A 16,917-nucleotide genomic window follows, 5' to 3' on the forward strand; every position below is an offset into this window, starting at 1 on the left:
TGCGAAAAAGCGTCATCCCTTGCTCAACGCTTCGGCAGGCGGTTCGGCCTCGCGAGTCGCCAGCCTCGCCAGGCCCCATCATCTCCGATCGACCTCAAGACGGTTGACGCCCGCAGGCAGCCTGTTGCAAATTTGTGACGGTCTACGCCAAATCGGAACCCGCTGTGCAGGGGTGAGGTGAAGTTGCGCAAATTCGCGCCAGCACGCGTATGCAATTCTCGGCCGGCTCGACACCGGTCGTGCGCGATCGTATTCCAATTTTCAGAAATTCGCTAAAGCCTAACAATATCAGGCAGGAATGTGTGGCGCGGGTCGGACGTCGCGCTGCTGCCCGCAATCAGCGGCGAAGCACAACAAGCGCCAAAGCTCGTAGGAAATTGCTGTCCGCTGCCGAAACAAGCGGCATGCGCTGAAAAAAGTTGAGGCTTCTCACTCCGAAAGATCGGCGCAAGTGTCGCACCCAAGGGCGTTGATTTTTACGTGTCCAAACTTGGGGGTATTCAGGATGTCGTTTCGTTCTAGGGCAATTGCAGCAACGGCGCTGTCACTTGCTATGCTGGCCACCGGTGGCCGGGCTCTCGCGGCGGATCTGCCGGTCAAGGCGGCCAAGAAGGCGGCCGACCTGCCGTTCTTCCTGGTGATCGACGACCGAGTCACCTTCTCCTACATCTTCAATGCCTCGCAGCCTGGCGCGTTCACCAACACCAACGGTGTGATCAACGCCAAGACCACCAAGCAGGTCTACTCCTTCACCCACTTCGACCTCTGGGCTTACGGCACCAACTTTTTCACCATCTCGATGTTCAAGTCGGACCACAACGATCCGGCCGGTCCCTGCACGCAAACCGGGGGCATCGTTTCGCCGGCGGCGGGCTTCGCGTTCACACCGGCGAGCTGCGCCGGCGCGACCGAGATCTACGGCCTGTTCCGTTCCACTTTCGGCTGGAACGAGCTCTTCAACACCAAGGCATTCACGCAAGGCCCGCTGCATAACATCTCGTTCGAGGTTGGCATGGATGCCAACACGGAGAACCGGTATTTCGGCGCTGCCAAGCGCGACGTCGTCGGCGGTCTGCAGTTCGCCTTCGACCTGCCTTACAAGGGCTACTTCAACGTCGCGCCGCTGGTTTACTGGGAGTTCTCCAACCACAACTCCTTCTCGCAATGCGGGGCCGGCTTCTCCGCTCCGTGTCTGACCGACGGCAACACCTCGTTCAAGCCGACCTGGGCGATCGAAACCAACTACTACATGGACCTCGGCTTCCTGCCGCCGAACATGCAGTATTTCTCGATCAGCGGCCGTGCCGCGTGGTACGGCAAGAAGGGAACGGACACCGAGCCGCTTCCGGCCAGCGTCGCCAACAACGTCTATCCGACCAAGGTTGAGTTCAACTCGGAGCCGATCCGTCTGACAATGGATGCCTCGAAGGCAATCTGGGGCGACAAGTACTCGCACTTCGTCGATGTCTGGGTGGCCTATCGTTACTGGCAGAACAAGTTCGGCCTCGATCACAATAATGCCTTTGCTTGCACCACCTTCGTCGGTGGCACGAAGGTGAGCACCGGCTCCTGCACCGAGTCCTCGCTCTACTCCGGTATCACCGTGAAGTTCTGATCGAGGGATTTCGAGATCGAATGACGCCGCGTAGAGATGCGCGGCGTCATTCGTGTTTGCGAAAAGAACCGCTGCCGTAGGGTAGGCAAAGCGAAGCGTGCCCACCACTTCTGCTTCCATGCGTGCTGATGGGGGGCACGGCGCAAGGGCGCCTTTGCCCACCCTACGGTACCGATTGCTGGAATAGCTACTTTGTCCAGACGCCGTGGTGCAGCGCTGCGGCTTCATCCTCGAGCAGCGGGCCGACGACCTCGGTTGCCCGCTGACCACTGGTAAAGACCTCGCGGCAGGGCAGGTCGAGCGTGGGGTTCTCCGGATGGTTGCCGGTTATGCCGCGCAGACGGTGCTCGCTGAGGCCGTAGACGAGGCGGCCGATGCCGGCCCAGTAGATCGCGCCGGCACACATCGCGCAGGGCTCGGCGGAGGAATACAGCGTTGCCGTCGCCAGCACATCGCGGCTGATCGTGCGGCAGGCTTGCGTGGCCGCCAGACGCTCGGCATGCGCGGTGCCGTCGTGATCCGGCATGTAGCCGTTCTCGGCTTCGATCAGGACCTTGCCGTCGGCATCGGCGACCACGCAGCCGAAGGGGTGATTGCCATGGGTGAGCGACCGGCGGGCGACCGCGAAGGACAGGCGTAAAAACTGTTCGTCGCGTTCGGCTGCGCCGCTCATCGCTGTCCCGTGCTCAATGCCCCGCCATGTGCCGGCCGACCACCGTAAGATCGGCCTCGCTGATCTGTGCTTCATACACGAATTCGCCGTGGAACATCACCACCAGCCGGTCGGAGAGTTCGAGCAGTTCGTCGAGATCCTCGCTGACCAGCAGCACCGCCGCGCCACGGTTGCGCGCGGCCATGATCTCGGCATGGATCTGCGCCACGGCTGCGAAGTCGAGGCCGAAGCAGGGATTGGCCGCGATCAGCACCTCGACGTCGCCCGCAAGCTCGCGGGCGAGCACGGCGCGCTGGACGTTGCCGCCTGATAGCGCCGAAATCGGCGTCTCCGGTGTGCGGGTCTTGATCTTGTACTGGCCGATCTTTTTCGTCGCATCATCGCGGAAGGCGCCGCGGTTGAGCCACCAGCCGCCGCTGGCAAAGGGTGCGCGGTCGAACTCGCGGAAGGCGATGTTGTCGGCGACGCTCATGCCGCCGACGCAGGCGTTCTTGAGCGGTTCCTCGGGCAGCAGCGACATCTTGTGGCGCCGCATCTCCTCGCGGCTGGCGTGGTATGGATCGCCCGCGACGCGGACCTCGCCGCTCTCGGCTTCGCGCTGGCCGGCCAGCACCTCGACCAGCTGCCGTTGGCCGTTGCCGGAGACCCCGGCGATGCCGACGATCTCGCCGGCGCGGACGGTGAGGGAGACGTCATGCACGGCCATGGCGCCGGCATCGTCCAGCGCGCGGAGCTTGTCCAGCTCAAGGCGCGCCTTGCCGGCTTCGCCGGTACGCGGCGGCTGCACGGTCAGCTCCTCGGCGCCAATCATCGTGCGCGCCATTGCGTCGGGCGTCAGCTCTGAAACCTTGCCGGCGCCGGCCAGCTTGCCACGGCGCAGGATCGTAACCTCGTCGGCGAAGGCCATGACCTCGCGGAACTTGTGCGTGATCATCAGGATGGTCAGCTCGCCCTTGACGACCATGTCGCGAAGCATGCCGAGCACCTCGTCGGCCTCGGCCGGCGTCAGCACCGAGGTCGGCTCGTCCAGGATCAGGAAGCGGCGCTTCAGATAGAGCTGCTTGAGGATCTCGCACTTCTGCCGCTCGCCGGCGGAGATGTCGGAAACCTTCGCGCCGAGCGGGACCTTGAAGGGCATCCGGGCAAGGAACGCCTCGAGCTCTTTCATCTCCTTCGGCCAGTTCACCACGGCGGGCACATCATCGCGGGCCAGCACGAGATTTTCCGCGACCGTCATGGCCGGTACCAGCGTAAAATGCTGGTAGACCATGCCGAGGCCGAGCGCATGGGCGTCCTTCGGGTTGGCGATCGCCTGCTCGCGGCCGCCAACGAGGATGTCGCCTTCGGTGGCGTGGTAATAGCCCATGATGCATTTGACGAGCGTGGACTTGCCCGCGCCGTTCTCACCGAGCAGGGCGTGGAACGAGCCCGGCCGCACCTTCAGCTCGACATTGTCCAGCGCCAGGAAGTCGCCGAAGCGCATGGTCATGGCGATGGCGTCGACGCCGAAGGCGCCCGCCGGAGGTGGCGTTTCGCCGATGATCACGAAATCGCTCCGATGAAGGCGTCGGAGGTCGAAACCGCGCCGAACACGCCGCCCTGCATCTTGATCATCTTCAGGGCGTGATCGTGGTTGCTCTTGTCGGTCGCGCCGCAGCAATCGTGCAGCAGCACGCATTCGAAGCCGCGGTCGTTGGCCTCGCGCATGGTGGTGTGGACGCAGACGTCGGTGGTGATGCCTGTGAGCACGATGTTCTCGATGCCGCGGACGCGCAGGATCAATTCGAGGTCGGTGGCGCAGAACGAGCCCTTGCCGGGCTTGTCGATGATGGGCTCGCCTAGCAGGGGACTCAGCTCTTCGATGATGTCCCAGCCGGGCTCACCGCGCACCAGGATGCGGCCGCAGGGGCCGGGATCGCCGATGCCGGCGCCGATCTGGCGCGAGCGCCAGCGCTTGTTGGCGGGCAGGTCGGAGAGGTCGGGTCGGTGGCCTTCGCGGGTATGGATGATGTGGAAGCCTTGGGCGCGCATGACGCTGAGCAGCCTCTTGATCGGCTCGATCGGCGCCCGCGTCAGCGAGAGGTCGTAGCCCATCTTGTCGACGTAGCCGCCGACGCCGCAGAAATCGGTCTGCATGTCGATGATGATGAGCGCGGTGTTTTGGGGGCGGAGATCGCCGTTGTAGGGCCAGGCATAGGGCTCGGACTTGATGTAGCGCTCGGGCATGATTTCGCTTCCTAGCGAGTGATCGACAATTCGGCCGGGGCTCCGGTCAGCGTGCGTTTCGGCGAGCAGGTGATGATCATGATCGCCAGCGTCAAAATGTAAGGCGCGGCGTTGAAGAGGTGATAGCCGGAGGTGACGCCGACCGATTGCAGCGCCGGTCCCAGCGCCGCGGCGCCGCCGAAAGCGAGCGAGGCCCACAAGCAGAGCAGGGGGTCCCAGCGGGCGAAGATGACGAGTGCGACCGCGGTGATGCCCTGGCCCGAGGACAGGCCCTCGTTCCAACTACCGGGATAGAACAGCGACAGGAACGAGCCGCCGATGCCGGCGAGGAAGCCGCCGACCATGGTTGCGCGCAGGCGGATCAAGAGCACGGAATGGCCCATCGCACGCGCGGCATCCGAGCTTTCACCTGCGGTGCGGATGAGAAGGCCCCAGCGCGTGGTGCGGAAGGCCCAATAGAGGATTGGCGCCAGCGCGACGCCGATCAGGAACAGCACGTTGACCTGCAGCGCGGCGCGCACCTGCGGGATGTCACTCCACCAGCCGAAATCGATCGCGGGCAGGCGCGGCGCGGTCGGCTCGATCAGTGGCTTGCCGAGATAGAACGCAAGGCCGGTGCCGAACAGCATCAAGGCGATGCCGACCGCGACGTCATTGACGCGGGGCAGCGAGCAGATGCCGGCGTGAAGCGCGCCGAGAAGTGCGCCGGTGATGCCGGCAGCGAGCACCCCTAGCCACGGCGATCCCGTGAGATAGGAGATGCCATAAGCGCTCATCGCGCCCATCACCAGTGTGCCTTCGAGGCCGAGATTGATGCGGCCGGATCGTTCGGTGATGCATTCCCCCAGGCTCACGAACAGGAAGGGCGTCGAGACGCGAATGGCGCCGCCAAGCACGGCGAGCGGCACGGTCCACAGTCCGATCGATCCGTCTGCCATCAGGATTTGCCTTTCAGGAATCCGATGCGGCCGTAGAGCGCATCACTGGCGAGCACGAAGACGAAGATGATGCCCTGGAGCACCAGAACGGATGCGTCGGGCAAGCCGAGCCGGCGCTGCAGCAGGCCGCCGCTGGCGCTGATGCCGCCGAGAAGGATTGCGACGGGAATGATCGCGAGCGGATTTTGCCGCGCGAGGAAGGCAACGAGAATGCCGGTGAAGCCATAACCCGCTGCAAGGTTGGCATTGGTGCGCCCCTGCACGGCCGCGACCTCGACCATGCCGGCAAGGCCGGCGGCGCCGCCGGCGAGGAAGCAGATGGTCAGGATCAGCTTGCTGACGCCGAGACCGACGATTTTTGCGGCGCGGATGTTGCCGCCGGCAACGCGCGCCGCGAAGCCGAACACGGTGTGATAGATCAGGATATAGGCGCCGATCGCGGCGATCAGGCCGAACAGGAGACCCCAATGTACGTCGGTGCCGGGAATGCTGCCGATCATGTTGGCGGCGCCGATCTCGCGGGTGGACGGCTTGTTGAGGCTGGCGGGATCGCGCATCACGCTTTCGACGAGATGGTTGAGGATCGCGAGCGCGATGTAGACCAGCAGCAGGCTCGATATGGTTTCGTTGACCCCGCGATACTGTCGCAGTGCACCTGACAGCGTGATCCACAGACCACCGCCGACTACGCCTGCGATGACCATGGCGATCTGCACGACGAGCGGCGGCATGCCCTGGAGCGCGAGCGCGGCGCTCGTCGCCGACAGCGCGCCGATCAGAAGCGCGCCTTCGCCGCCGATGATGACCATGCCGAGCTGCGCGGGCAGTGCGGTGCAGAGTGCGGTGAGGATCAGGGGCGCTGCGCGCGTCAGCGTGTTCTGCCAGGAGAACCAGGTGCCGAATGCGCCGTAGTACATGTAGAAATAGAGATCGAGCGGGTTCTTGCCGAACATCGCCACGAAGATGCCGAACACCACGAGTGCGCCGGCCAGCGCCGCGCCCGGGATCAGGACGTATTCGATGCTCGCGCCGTAGCGCTGGAGAAAGCCGGGATCGGCGGCCGGGGCGATTGCCCCGACCGCTTCTGCAGAATCCGCGGCTTCCGTGGTCACGAAGTCGCTCCGATCACGCCTTCGACCAGATAGTCCATCTTCTCCAGTTCAGGATCCTTCTGGCCGCGATCGGTGCCGGCCGGGATGACCGTCTTGCCCTTGTTGTCGACGAGGCCGCCCTTGAAGATGGCAAAGCCGTCGGCAGACAGGAATTTTGCCTTGGCTTCGTCGGCCGCTTTGCGCGCCTCGGCGGACACCGCTTCGCCATAGGGCGAGACCTTCACGATCTCTTCCTTCAGGCCCCCGCGGTAGAAATTCGGGATACCTTCGCCGGAGGCGATCATCTTGACGAACTTCGGATAAAGCGCCTCCCAGTTCCACTCGGCGCCGGTGAGATAGGCCTTGGGTGCCAGCGCCGACTGGTTGGTGTGATAACCGCAGACGGAGGCGCCGCGGCGTGCGGCGTTCTCGACCATGGTCTTGGGTCCATCGACGTGGCAGGTGAGCACGTCCACGCCCTGGTCGATCAGGCTGTTGGTGGCTTCGGCCTCCTTGACCGGCATCGACCAGTCGCCGGTGAAGATCACCTGCGTCGTCGCCTTCGGATTGACGGACTTGGCGCCGAGCGCAAAGGCGTTGATGTTGCGCAGCACTTGCGGGATCGGTTTGGCCGCGACGAAGCCGAGCTTGCCGCTCTTCGATGTCAGGCCGGCGACGATGCCCGAGATGTACTGGGCCTCGTCGATGTAGCCGAAATAGCTGCCGGCGTTCTTCGGGTCCTTGTCGCTCCACAGGCCGCCGCAGTGCTCGAAGCGCAGCTTCGGGTACTTGGCGGCCATCTTGAGCATGTGCGGATTGTAGTAACCGAACGAGGTCGGGAAGAGCAGGGTCGCGCCGTCGAGATTGATCATGGACTCGATCGTCTTCTCAACCGCGTCGGTCTCCGGCACCTTCTCTTCCTCGATGACCTTGAGGCCCGGAATTTTCTTCAGCGCCGCGGCGCCCTGCGCGTGCGCCTGGTTGTAGCCGTAGTCGTCGCGTGAGCCGACATAGATGAAGCCGATGGTGGTCTCGGCCGCGAAGGCCGGACGGAGGCCCGCTGCAGCGCCGAGGGTGAGGGCCGCGCCGCCCTGCAACACATGACGTCGTGAAATCCTGCCAGAATCCATTGCTCGCTCCCCTTGGCGGCTGCCCCGCCTTCAATCTCGCGGCTGCGCCGGACTGGCGGAGCCCAGGGAGAGTGTCGCAAGCTTCATGCCAGAGCTTAGGAAGTAGGCAATCTGCAATAAGGCTTTGATCAGTATAATTATCTGTCCGATGTAAATTCTGACGAGGAAATTGGCAGATTAATTTGTGAGCAGCCAAGCCTCATTGTATGCAATAGAGTTAAGCAGCATTAACCCGCTCACGATGTGTGGATGTGAGCCGGACCGTCTGCCGGTCGGCCGCATTCATGCTAACCACGGCGTCGGCCGAGCGATCTTCGCTGGCACCGAACTTGTATCGTTTGTTGTCACGATCGCCGCGTGCGGTCTTCAGGATGGAAAGCTCGACCGAGATGGGTGCTGCTACCGCTGTTCAAGACGCATCGCTCGGAAATGAGATCGTCCGCCGCATCAACGAGCTCGCCGCGATCTCGGAAGACGCCGACAAGCTCACCCGCATCTATCTCAGCAAGGAGCTGCGCAAGGCCGCGGATCTCATTCTGAGCTGGATGCGCGACGCCGGCATGAGCGCGCATCTCGATGCGATCGGCAATGTCTGCGGCCGCTACGAAGGCGCGCGGCCGGGCGCGCCCTGCCTGATGCTCGGCTCGCACTATGACACCGTACGCGATGCCGGCAAATGGGACGGCCCTCTCGGCGTCATCACGGCGATCGCCTGCGTCGCCGACCTCAACCGTCGTGGCAAGCGGCTGCCGTTTGCGATCGAGGTGGTTGGATTTGCCGATGAAGAAGGGGTGCGCTTTGCCTCGACGCTGCTCGGCAGCCGTGCGGTGGCCGGCACTTTTGACGAGAGCGTTTTGAACACACGCGACCGCGATGGCATCTCGATGCGCGATGCGCTGGTTCAGTTCGGGCTCGATCCGGAGCACATCGGCAAGGCGGCGCGGACGCGGCGCGAGCTGCTCGCCTATCTCGAATTGCACATCGAGCAGGGGCCGGTGCTGGAAGCGCAGAACCTGCCCGTCGGTGTGGTCACGGCAATCGCAGGCGCGACACGGCTTGCGGCGCAGCTGACCGGCATGGCAGGCCACGCCGGTACGGTGCCGATGGCGCTGCGTCGCGACGCACTCACGGGCGCGGCCGAATGTATCGGCGCGATCGAAGAGTTCTGCCGAACCGACGAGAGCGGGCTGGTCGGCACCGTCGGCTACATGCAGGCGCGGCCCGGCGCCACCAACGTCATTCCGGGTGAGGTGTCCTTCACCATCGACATGCGTGCGCCGACCGACATGCATCGCAAGCGCGCGGTGGCCGATGTCGTCAGGCAGATCGAGGCGATCGCAAAGCGCCGGCAATTGACGCTTCAGCTCGACGTCACGCACGAGAACCGCACCGCGCCTTGCGCGCCATGGCTGAAGGACCAGATCGCGCGGGCGATCGCCACGGAAGGCTTTGCCGTGTTCGAGCTGCCGAGCGGGGCCGGGCACGACGGCATGGCGATGATCGACATCGCCGACGTCGGCATGATCTTCGTCCGCTGTCGTGGCGGCATCAGCCATCATCCGGACGAGCATGTCGAGCTTGCCGACGCCGATGCCGGCGCGCGGGTGCTGCTCAGGGTGATCGAGCATTTCAGGCCGCGCCACGATCACGCCGGCGAGAGCTGACCGTCATGAAGCCGCAAGTCACCGGGTAGAGACACGAATCAGACATGTGTAAAATGGGTGACCGCCGTCACCGGGATCTCGAGACATCACCGACCTGCACAGATGAACAGCGATATTTCCTTTCCATCACATCGGGAGAACCGGTTTTACCAGGGCATGGCTGCGACCTTCGTCGCCAATGCCCTTCAGGCGGTCAATTTTCTCGGTGATCGATTCCTGAGACAATCGCCCCATTCGTTGTCGGCCATCGAGGACCTCTACCGGCACTCGATGGACAGCGCCTTTTCGGTGACTGAGGCCTTTCTCGTCACCGGCGCGCCGCACGCATCGGCCTATTACCCGCGCGACTTCGCCTGGTTCTATCCTGATGTCCTCGATCCCGAGACCATCATGGATGCGCAGGACGCGGTGCGCCGGGCGCGCCTGCTCGAAAAGAGCGTTCGTCTGCTGCTCGAAGCGGTTCGCGCCGACGTCGTTACGACGACCATCGTTCCGGCGGGACGCGGCCGCTACCTCGGCGTGAACTACTTCTCGCGCCCCTCGGATACGCTGCTTGGTGTTCTCGCCGGTCTCCGGCAGATGATCTCCGCGGAGGAGAGGGCATCGTCCTATCTTGCGATGTCGCAATGCGCCCATGCCGGCCGCTTGCTGTTGGCCGAATACGGTAGCGATTTGAAGCGCGCAATCCTGAAGCTTGCGAGCGAGCTCGAACCGTTCGACGCCGACGGCACCAGATATTTGCTCTGCGACGCCAGCGGGCCGCGCTCTGCGGCAACCGACACACGCGCCGAGCGACGGCGTTTCGTCAACAATGCCTGCGTTTACACGACATTCGTGTGGGGCGCGCAGCTCGGCATCCTCGAGGAGAACGAGCTGAAGCGGGTGCTCGGGCGCGATCTCGCAGAGTACAAGAGCGGCCTGCTGCATCTGTTCGGCAAGGACGGTTATATCAGGCATTCCCTCGACAGCCCGGCGGGCACGCCGGTGTCTCAGGTCGCGCTGGATTTCGTCAGCGTGCATCGCGGCTTCTGGAATATGAACGATGCGAGCGAGCGCGCGCTGTTCGCGGCGACGACGGATCTGATCGTCGCCGAGCCGCGGTTTCGCATCCCCAGCACGTTTCACTTCCTGGTGTCGGCGGATAATCCGCGCAACAAGATGATCCACAAGATCGCGGCGCCCGCCTACCAGGGACGCTCGTCCTGGCCGACGTTCAACGTCGAGTTCGCCGATCGCATGCTGGACTTCGATGAATTCTCAGGGAGCGACACCTACCGCGCCTGCGCGCAAGGGATATTGAAGGACATTCGCACTGCGACCGAGGTCCACGGCGGCTATCAGGAGCTGATCTCGGAGCAGGGTCTGAAGTACCGCACCTGGGCCTACAAGGGCGCGGTGGCGCATTCCTGGTTTCCGCGCTTCCTGTCGGTCTGGAGGAGGGCGTATGGAACGCCGCTCCTCCAGTGGAATGACTGAGCCTCAAGGGCGCTATCCCGCGGTTACGTCCACAAGCTCGCCGCCCTCGAGCACCTTCGCTGCCTTGGCGCGGTCGAGGTCGCCTTCCCAGGCGGCCACGACGACCGTCGCCACGCAATTGCCGACGAGGTTGCCGAGCGCGCGGGCCATGCCGATGAACCAGTCGACCGACAGCACCAGCACGAGGCCGATCGCAGGAATGCTCGGCACCGCGTTCAGCGTCGCGGCAAGGATCACGATGGCCGAACCAGGCACGCCGTGAGCGCCTTTCGAGGTGATCAGGGAAACGCCGAGCACCAGGAGAAGATCGCCGAACGACAGCGGTGTGTTGGTCGCCTGCGCGATGAAGACGACTGCGAGCGTCAGGTAGATCGAGAAGGCGTCGAGGTTGAAGGAATAGCCGGTCGGGATGACGAGACCGACGACGGAATCCTTCACGCCCATGCGCTCCAGCTTCTTCATGATCTGCGGCAGCACCGCGTCGGATGAGGCGGTCGCGAGCACGATGGTGAGTTCTTCGCGCAGGTAGGCCAGGAACTTGAGAATGTTGAGTCCCGCGAGCGCCATGACGCCGCCGAGCACGCCGAGCACGAAGATGCCGACCGAGACGTAGAACAGCATCACCAGGGAGACGAGCTGCTTGAGCGAGCCGACGCCGTATTTGCCGACCGTGTAGGCGACCGCGCCGAGCACGCCAAGCGGGGCGACGCGGACGATCAGGCCCATCACGCGGAACAGCACGGTGGAAGCCGCATCGATGATGGAGGTGACGAGCGCGCCCTTCTCGCCGCCGACCAGTGCGAGGCCGACGCCGAACAGCACGGCGAAGAACAGGACCTGGAGCACGTCGTTGCGCGACAGCGCATCGAAGGAGGTGGTCGGGATCACGTTCATCAAGAAGGCGCCGATGCCGCCGCCGGACAGCTTGTGCGCGTTGTCGGCATAGGTGTTGAGCGCCTTGGCGTCGAGCGTCGAGGGATCGATGTTCATGCCGTGGCCGGGGCCGAAGATGTAAGCGAGCAGCAGCCCGACCACGAGGGCGACGGTCGTCATGACCTCGAAATAGACCAGCGCCTTGACGCCGACCCGGCCGACCTTCTTGAGGTCGCCGGCACCAGCGATGCCGTGCACGACAACGCAGAACACGATCGGTGCCACGATCATCGAGATCAGCTTCAGGAAGGCGTCGCTGAGGATCTTGAGGCTGACGGCGAAGTCCGGGGCGGCCATCCCCAGGATGACGCCGAGCACCAGCGCGGCCAGGACCTGGACGAACAGCGAGGTGTAGAGCGGCTTCGGTTCGGCGGTGGGTGCCGCGGTGATGGTCGACATGTTGAAACTCCCCCGGTTTGACGCGTCTTGGACGTCAAAAAGGAGCAACAACCGTGCCAGAATGTCGCGGGTCGCCAGTGAAGGCGGTCTATTCTGCCGCTTTCGCCGTTTTGCCGAACATCCGCGCCGGTGCCGGGAAACCGCAGGAGGTGCCGTCGGTGATCTTGACCTGGTCTTCCCACGGCAGGCGGAATGTGCCGGCGACCATGTCCTGCATGAAGGTGTAGGGGCAGTCCATCGCGCCGCCCTTCACCGCGACGTAGCCGCGGTGCCAGAGCTGGTAGATGTTGTTCTCCACACCCCAATTGATGCGGGCCTCGCGCACGAGATCGGGCCGCACCTCGGCGGTGATGATCTCGTCGGCGCGGCCGGTGGTGCCGTGCGCCAGCACGGTGCCGTCGAAATTGACGATCATGCCTTCGCCCATGGAATCGAACGAGCCGTCGGAGCCGCACATGCAGACGTTCGCCGTAACCATGAGGTTCTGGAACGAATTGGCCTGGTTGGTGAAGCGCCAGGCCTCGCGGATCGGCGCGGTGTAGCCGGCGGTGCGGATCATGATCTCCGCGCCCTTGTAGGCGCATTCCCGCGCCATCTCCGGGAACATGCCGTCGTGGCAGATGATAAGCGCAATCTTCGCGCCTCTTGGCCCCTCGATGACGGGAATGCCGATATCCCCGGGCTCCCACGGCTCGACCGGAATCCAGGGATGAAGTTTTCGGTAGTAGAGCTTGATCTCGCCGTGGTCGTCGATGATCAGACCCGAATTATAGGGATTACCGTGTGGATTGAACTCCATGATGGAGAAGCAGCCCCAGATCTGGTTGTCGAGGCAGGCCTGCCTGAAGGCCGCAACCTCGGGGCCGTCGAGACGGCACATGATCTCGGGATTGGTATCCATCGAGAGGCCGTGCAGCGAATATTCGGGGAACACCACCAGATCCATGGTGGAGAGATTGCGGCGCGCTTTGCCGACCATCCAGACGATGCGCTCGGTCTGCTTGGCCAGATCGGCCCTGGTCACGACGGTTGGCAGCTGCAACTGCACCAGCCCGATGACCACGCCCTCAGGCGATTTGTTCAGCCCGCCCAGTCCGTTCATGGTCAGCTCCCTCATCGGCTTCGTCGCCGCCTTCGCACGACGTCGTTGCGCGCGATCCCGTGACGGAAAGCAAATCCGATTTTGGCAGGGAGCAAAAGATTATATTTCAGGCGTTCGCGCAGTTCCGCTGCACACAGGCAGCCGCTTCACGCGACGAGATCCAGCAGCCGGCACGATCCGCGCACAAGCACCTTGCGTCCTGTAGGCGTCATCGCAGGCACGCCGCCATCGACGACAACGAGGCCGAGCTCGACCAGGCTTCCGACGACATACGCCTTGGAGAGGCGACCGTTCGACACCGGGTTGCGAAGCGCCTTCAGCGCTTCCCACTGGTCGGGTGAAAGATCGAAGTCGAAATCGTTCATGTTGCCTCAAGCGACAGTACCGTTCGCGCGCCCCTGTTAGCGGCGCTGCATGAAGACCGTGCGACGACAATGAGTCGGGAATTCGGTAAAGTGTTTAGAACTTCTCTTCACGAATTGCGGCACTTCGTTGCGCCACAAAAGTTAAGATCGCGCGGGTGCACATATCGTCCTTCAACGGGATCACATATTGATGATCCGGGCTTGATGTTGCGCCGCAAGCTACCGCGCTGCACGGGAAATGCTGCTGTCCCATTCTGCGTCGCAATATGCACAAAAATTACGAGACGACGGGTTCGAGACTCTGTTAGCTTGATTCGTAGGGAATGGCTTCACACGGCAGGAGGTGGAGTGCATGAACAGGCTGGTGGCAATTCGCAGTCAAGAATCCCTGTGCCGGGAACGTGTCGCGCTCGATTCGGAGCGTCGGATTTTCTGGCTCGCGCAAGCCCAGGAATGGGAGCAGCGCGCGCTCGACGAAATCGCCTATCACTTCCGAGAGTGCAATGCCTCTCACGCGGAGCTTGCGCGAGGCTGATTTGTGCCGCGCCTTCGCGGCTTACTGATAAGTCGCCACGATATCGGACACCGCGCGCTCGAGCTGCTGCGCGGTGGCGCATTGACGCACGACCGTGCAAAAGGTCGCGTAACGCGGCATCTCTGAATCGCCAAAGCCCCAGGCGAGCCTTCCTTCCGGATTGAGCCAGACCAGCCGCTTCGAGCGTTCGGAGATGCGGCGCAGGATGTCGGCGCGCGGATCGAGATTGTTGCTGCGGGCGTCGCCCAGCACGATCACCGTGGTCTGCGGTGTCAGCGTGCTCATGAAATCGTGCTCGAAGTCGAGCAGCGAAGATCCGTAGTCGGACGAGCCGAAGCCGACCTTGGACATGATCTCGGCCATCGCCTCTTCCGGCGATTTCTTTTCCAGGATCTCGCTGACCTCGATCAAGTGCGAGGAGAAAGCGAAGGAGCGGACGTCGTCCACGACCTCGTGCAGCGAATGGATCAGCAGCAGGAAGAAGTCGGAGACCTGCGCGACCGAGCCGGAAACGTCGCAGAGCGCAACGATCTTCGGTCGGTCGCGATGCTTGCGCTTCCATGCGGTGAGGAACGGCACGCCGCCCCAGGCGGCGTTGCGGCGGAGCGTGCGGCGGACGTCGAGATGGCCGCGGCGCTGGCGCTTGCGCGGCTTCGAATAGCGCTCGCGCAGGCGGCGCGCGATCTGGCGAATAAGTGCGCGCATCTCCGCGACCTGGCGCCGCTCGATGCGGGCGAGCGGCGCGTTGCGCAGGATCTCGTTGCGGAGGTTTTCGGCCTCCTCGCGGGCATAGAGTGCAAGGCCTTGCGAAACCGTGTCGCGCACCGCCTCGCGCAAGCCGTCGAGCGCGGCACGAAGACGCTCGGCCAGCGACGGATTCGTCGCAGTCAGCCCGTCGAGATCGTCGCGCAGGCGCTGGAGGCCCATGGCGTCGAGGATACGGCTGGAGAAGATGCCGCGCTGGGTGGAGTAGCGGATATCGGACAGCGAGGCTGCACCGGAAGCGCTGGCGATGGCAGCTTCGATCGCGTTGCGGTCCTGCGACAGCAGCATCTGCGCGAGCGGACCTAATCCTTGCGGAGGCTGTCCTTCGCCGGACTCGCCAGCCGAGCTGGACGAGGGCGACTGATCCGAATCCTGTGAGGCGTTGTCGTTGTCGTCGGCCTCAGGCTGATCCTGCCGCGGCTCCGGCTGGCTGAAGAACAGATCAAAGCAATCGCCGAGCGCCAGCTTCTCGTCCTGCGATTTGGCAAGCGTCAGCAGCAGCGCGTCGCGCAGGATCGCGCGGTCGGAAAAGCCGACCTGCGACACCGCGCGCATCGCATCGATGCTTTCGGCAGGCGAGACGTGGACGCCGACGCCTCGTGCCGCTCGAAAGAAACGATGCAGGTTCTCGCGCATCGGCGTCAACCGAAGACGTTGGACCGGGCCGCCTTGGCAATGAAGGTCGTCACCTGCGGCGATGCGGCCTCGATGTCGGCCTCATACTTCAGGAGCACGTTGAGCGTATCCTTGACGATATCGGTGTCGAGCTCGGTCGCCTGAAGCAGCACCAGCACGCGCGCCCAGTCGATGGTCTCGCTGACAGAGGGCAGCTTCTTCAGATCGAGCGAGCGGATCTCGTGGATGAAGCCGACCATCTGCCGGCGCAGCGCCTGCGAGATGCCGGGCACGCGGCTTTCGACGATGCGTTCCTCGAGCCGCTGCTCGGGGAAGCCGATATGCAGATGCAGGCAGCGCCGCTTCAGCGCGTCGCCGAGATCGCGCTCGCTGTTGGAGGTGAGGATCACCGTCGGCGGCGTGATCGCCGAGACGGTGCCGAGCTCGGGGATCGTGACCTGGAAGTCGGAGAGGATCTCCAGCAGCAGCGACTCGAACTCGGCGTCCGACTTGTCGATCTCGTCGATCAGCAGCACGCAGCCGCCCGGCTGCTCCAGCGCCTGGAGCAGGGGGCGCGGCTCGACGAACTCCTTGGAGAAGAACACGTCGCCGAAATCGTGGAGCTGGTCGAGCGCGGCATGCAACGTTTGCGCGCCGCCGAGCACTTCGCCGAGCTTGTCCTTGAGGATCTGCGTGTAGAGCAGCTGCTTGGCGTATTTCCACTCGTAGAGCGCCTTGGCCTCGTCGAGGCCTTCGTAGCATTGCAGGCGGATCATCTTCATGCCCCGCCAGGCGGCAATCGCCTTGGCAAGCTCGGTCTTGCCGACACCCGCGGGGCCCTCGACCAGGATCGGCTTCTCGATCTGTTGCGACAAATAGACGGCGGTCGCGATCTGCCGGCTCGCGATATAGCCCTGCGCGGCGAGGCCGCTCTCCACTGCCTCGATCGACGTCGAGGCCTTCTGATCAGCCACGAAATGGCGCTCCCAAACGTCCTATTTGACGCTTGTTCTGCCTGCGTTCCCGGCAAAGAACAAGCCTCGTTTGGGAGACATCAGACCCGCGTGAACGGCGTTTTTTCCGCGAAACGCAAATACTTGCGCCGTTCGCGCGATCAGTGCCGCAGCAGCTCCGGCTTGCGGATGGTTTGTCTGACCTCGGCGCCGCAATCGGCGCATTCATAGACGAAGTCGATCTTGGCAAGGCTCCAATGCGGCTCGACCTCGCGGACATACATTGGCAGGAACCCCATGCACGTCGGGCAAATCACAGGCGCGATTTCGATATCCTGATGATGCTGTACATAAGCTGGCATCTCGGCTCTCCTTCGCAGGCGACCCATCAAACCCCGCGCGAAGGCTACTGCCGGTTGCCTGAAGGCCGTCATCAA

16 protein-coding genes are annotated in these 16,917 nt (G+C 63.6%); 4 read left to right on the top strand and 12 right to left on the bottom strand.

Annotated features, from left to right (window positions below):
* Nucleotides 1–505 precede the first annotated feature (505 nt).
* Nucleotides 506–1,615: a hypothetical protein gene (locus QA642_RS15395; protein ID WP_283085408.1), complete on the top strand. Its 1,110-nt coding sequence runs from the start codon at nucleotides 506–508 to the stop codon at nucleotides 1,613–1,615.
* Nucleotides 1,616–1,802: 187 nt separating this feature from the next.
* Here the strand turns inward: QA642_RS15395 and QA642_RS15400 are convergent, their stop codons facing one another.
* The 6 genes from QA642_RS15400 to QA642_RS15425 are packed head-to-tail and all read right to left on the bottom strand — an operon-like array spanning nucleotide 1,803 to nucleotide 7,673.
* Nucleotides 1,803–2,288 carry a nucleoside deaminase gene (locus QA642_RS15400; protein WP_283085409.1) on the bottom strand — a complete coding sequence of 162 codons (486 nt, stop codon included), beginning with the start codon at nucleotides 2,286–2,288 and terminating at the stop codon, nucleotides 1,803–1,805.
* Between the two features lie 13 nt (nucleotides 2,289–2,301).
* Entirely contained in the window at nucleotides 2,302–3,834 is a 1,533-nt protein-coding gene (locus QA642_RS15405; RefSeq protein ID WP_283085410.1) for an ABC transporter ATP-binding protein, read from the bottom strand.
* Complete coding sequence (locus QA642_RS15410; protein WP_283085411.1) at nucleotides 3,831–4,514, bottom strand: isochorismatase family cysteine hydrolase; 684 nt, start codon at nucleotides 4,512–4,514, stop codon at nucleotides 3,831–3,833. The genes QA642_RS15405 and QA642_RS15410 overlap by 4 nt, the downstream gene beginning before the upstream one ends.
* A gap of 11 nt (nucleotides 4,515–4,525) precedes the next feature.
* Complete coding sequence (locus tag QA642_RS15415) at nucleotides 4,526–5,452, bottom strand: ABC transporter permease (protein ID WP_283085412.1); 927 nt, start codon at nucleotides 5,450–5,452, stop codon at nucleotides 4,526–4,528.
* Nucleotides 5,452–6,564, bottom strand: a complete 1,113-nt coding sequence (locus QA642_RS15420; RefSeq protein WP_283085413.1) for an ABC transporter permease — start codon at nucleotides 6,562–6,564, stop codon at nucleotides 5,452–5,454. The genes QA642_RS15415 and QA642_RS15420 overlap by 1 nt, the downstream gene beginning before the upstream one ends.
* Nucleotides 6,561–7,673, bottom strand: coding sequence for a BMP family ABC transporter substrate-binding protein (locus QA642_RS15425; protein ID WP_283085414.1), 1,113 nt, complete (start codon nucleotides 7,671–7,673; stop codon nucleotides 6,561–6,563). The genes QA642_RS15420 and QA642_RS15425 overlap by 4 nt, the downstream gene beginning before the upstream one ends.
* A gap of 389 nt (nucleotides 7,674–8,062) precedes the next feature.
* Between QA642_RS15425 and QA642_RS15430 the strand changes: the two genes are divergently transcribed.
* Together QA642_RS15430 and QA642_RS15435 are read left to right on the top strand one after the other, a co-directional pair.
* Entirely contained in the window at nucleotides 8,063–9,337 is a 1,275-nt protein-coding gene (locus QA642_RS15430) for an allantoate amidohydrolase (protein WP_283085415.1), read from the top strand.
* A 102-nt stretch (nucleotides 9,338–9,439) separates the two neighbouring features.
* Nucleotides 9,440–10,813 carry a hypothetical protein gene (locus tag QA642_RS15435; RefSeq protein WP_283085416.1) on the top strand — a complete coding sequence of 458 codons (1,374 nt, stop codon included), beginning with the start codon at nucleotides 9,440–9,442 and terminating at the stop codon, nucleotides 10,811–10,813.
* 12 nt (nucleotides 10,814–10,825) lie between these two features.
* Here QA642_RS15435 and QA642_RS15440 read toward each other — a convergent pair whose 3' ends face one another.
* The 3 genes from QA642_RS15440 to QA642_RS15450 all read right to left on the bottom strand — a co-directional run bounded on the left by QA642_RS15440 (nucleotide 10,826) and on the right by QA642_RS15450 (nucleotide 13,612).
* Complete coding sequence (locus QA642_RS15440) at nucleotides 10,826–12,145, bottom strand: dicarboxylate/amino acid:cation symporter (RefSeq protein WP_283085417.1); 1,320 nt, start codon at nucleotides 12,143–12,145, stop codon at nucleotides 10,826–10,828.
* A gap of 88 nt (nucleotides 12,146–12,233) precedes the next feature.
* Nucleotides 12,234–13,247 (bottom strand): formamidase, encoded by a 1,014-nt coding sequence (locus QA642_RS15445; protein ID WP_283085418.1) that lies wholly within the window; start codon nucleotides 13,245–13,247, stop codon nucleotides 12,234–12,236.
* A gap of 146 nt (nucleotides 13,248–13,393) precedes the next feature.
* On the bottom strand, nucleotides 13,394–13,612 hold the full coding sequence (locus QA642_RS15450; protein ID WP_283085419.1) for a hypothetical protein: 219 nt from the start codon (nucleotides 13,610–13,612) through the stop codon (nucleotides 13,394–13,396).
* Nucleotides 13,613–13,964: 352 nt separating this feature from the next.
* Between QA642_RS15450 and QA642_RS15455 the strand changes: the two genes are divergently transcribed.
* Complete coding sequence (locus QA642_RS15455; protein ID WP_283085420.1) at nucleotides 13,965–14,147, top strand: hypothetical protein; 183 nt, start codon at nucleotides 13,965–13,967, stop codon at nucleotides 14,145–14,147.
* Nucleotides 14,148–14,168: 21 nt separating this feature from the next.
* Here the strand turns inward: QA642_RS15455 and QA642_RS15460 are convergent, their stop codons facing one another.
* From QA642_RS15460 to QA642_RS15470, 3 genes are all read right to left on the bottom strand, one after another.
* Nucleotides 14,169–15,548, bottom strand: a complete 1,380-nt coding sequence (locus QA642_RS15460) for a VWA domain-containing protein (protein ID WP_283085421.1) — start codon at nucleotides 15,546–15,548, stop codon at nucleotides 14,169–14,171.
* Nucleotides 15,549–15,553: 5 nt separating this feature from the next.
* On the bottom strand, nucleotides 15,554–16,501 hold the full coding sequence (locus tag QA642_RS15465) for a MoxR family ATPase (RefSeq protein ID WP_027562443.1): 948 nt from the start codon (nucleotides 16,499–16,501) through the stop codon (nucleotides 15,554–15,556).
* Between the two features lie 140 nt (nucleotides 16,502–16,641).
* Nucleotides 16,642–16,842 (bottom strand): hypothetical protein, encoded by a 201-nt coding sequence (locus QA642_RS15470; RefSeq protein WP_057749711.1) that lies wholly within the window; start codon nucleotides 16,840–16,842, stop codon nucleotides 16,642–16,644.
* Between the last annotated feature and the right edge of the window lie 75 nt (nucleotides 16,843–16,917).

This window comes from Bradyrhizobium sp. CB2312 (genome assembly GCF_029714425.1).
Lineage (GTDB): Bacteria > Pseudomonadota > Alphaproteobacteria > Rhizobiales > Xanthobacteraceae > Bradyrhizobium.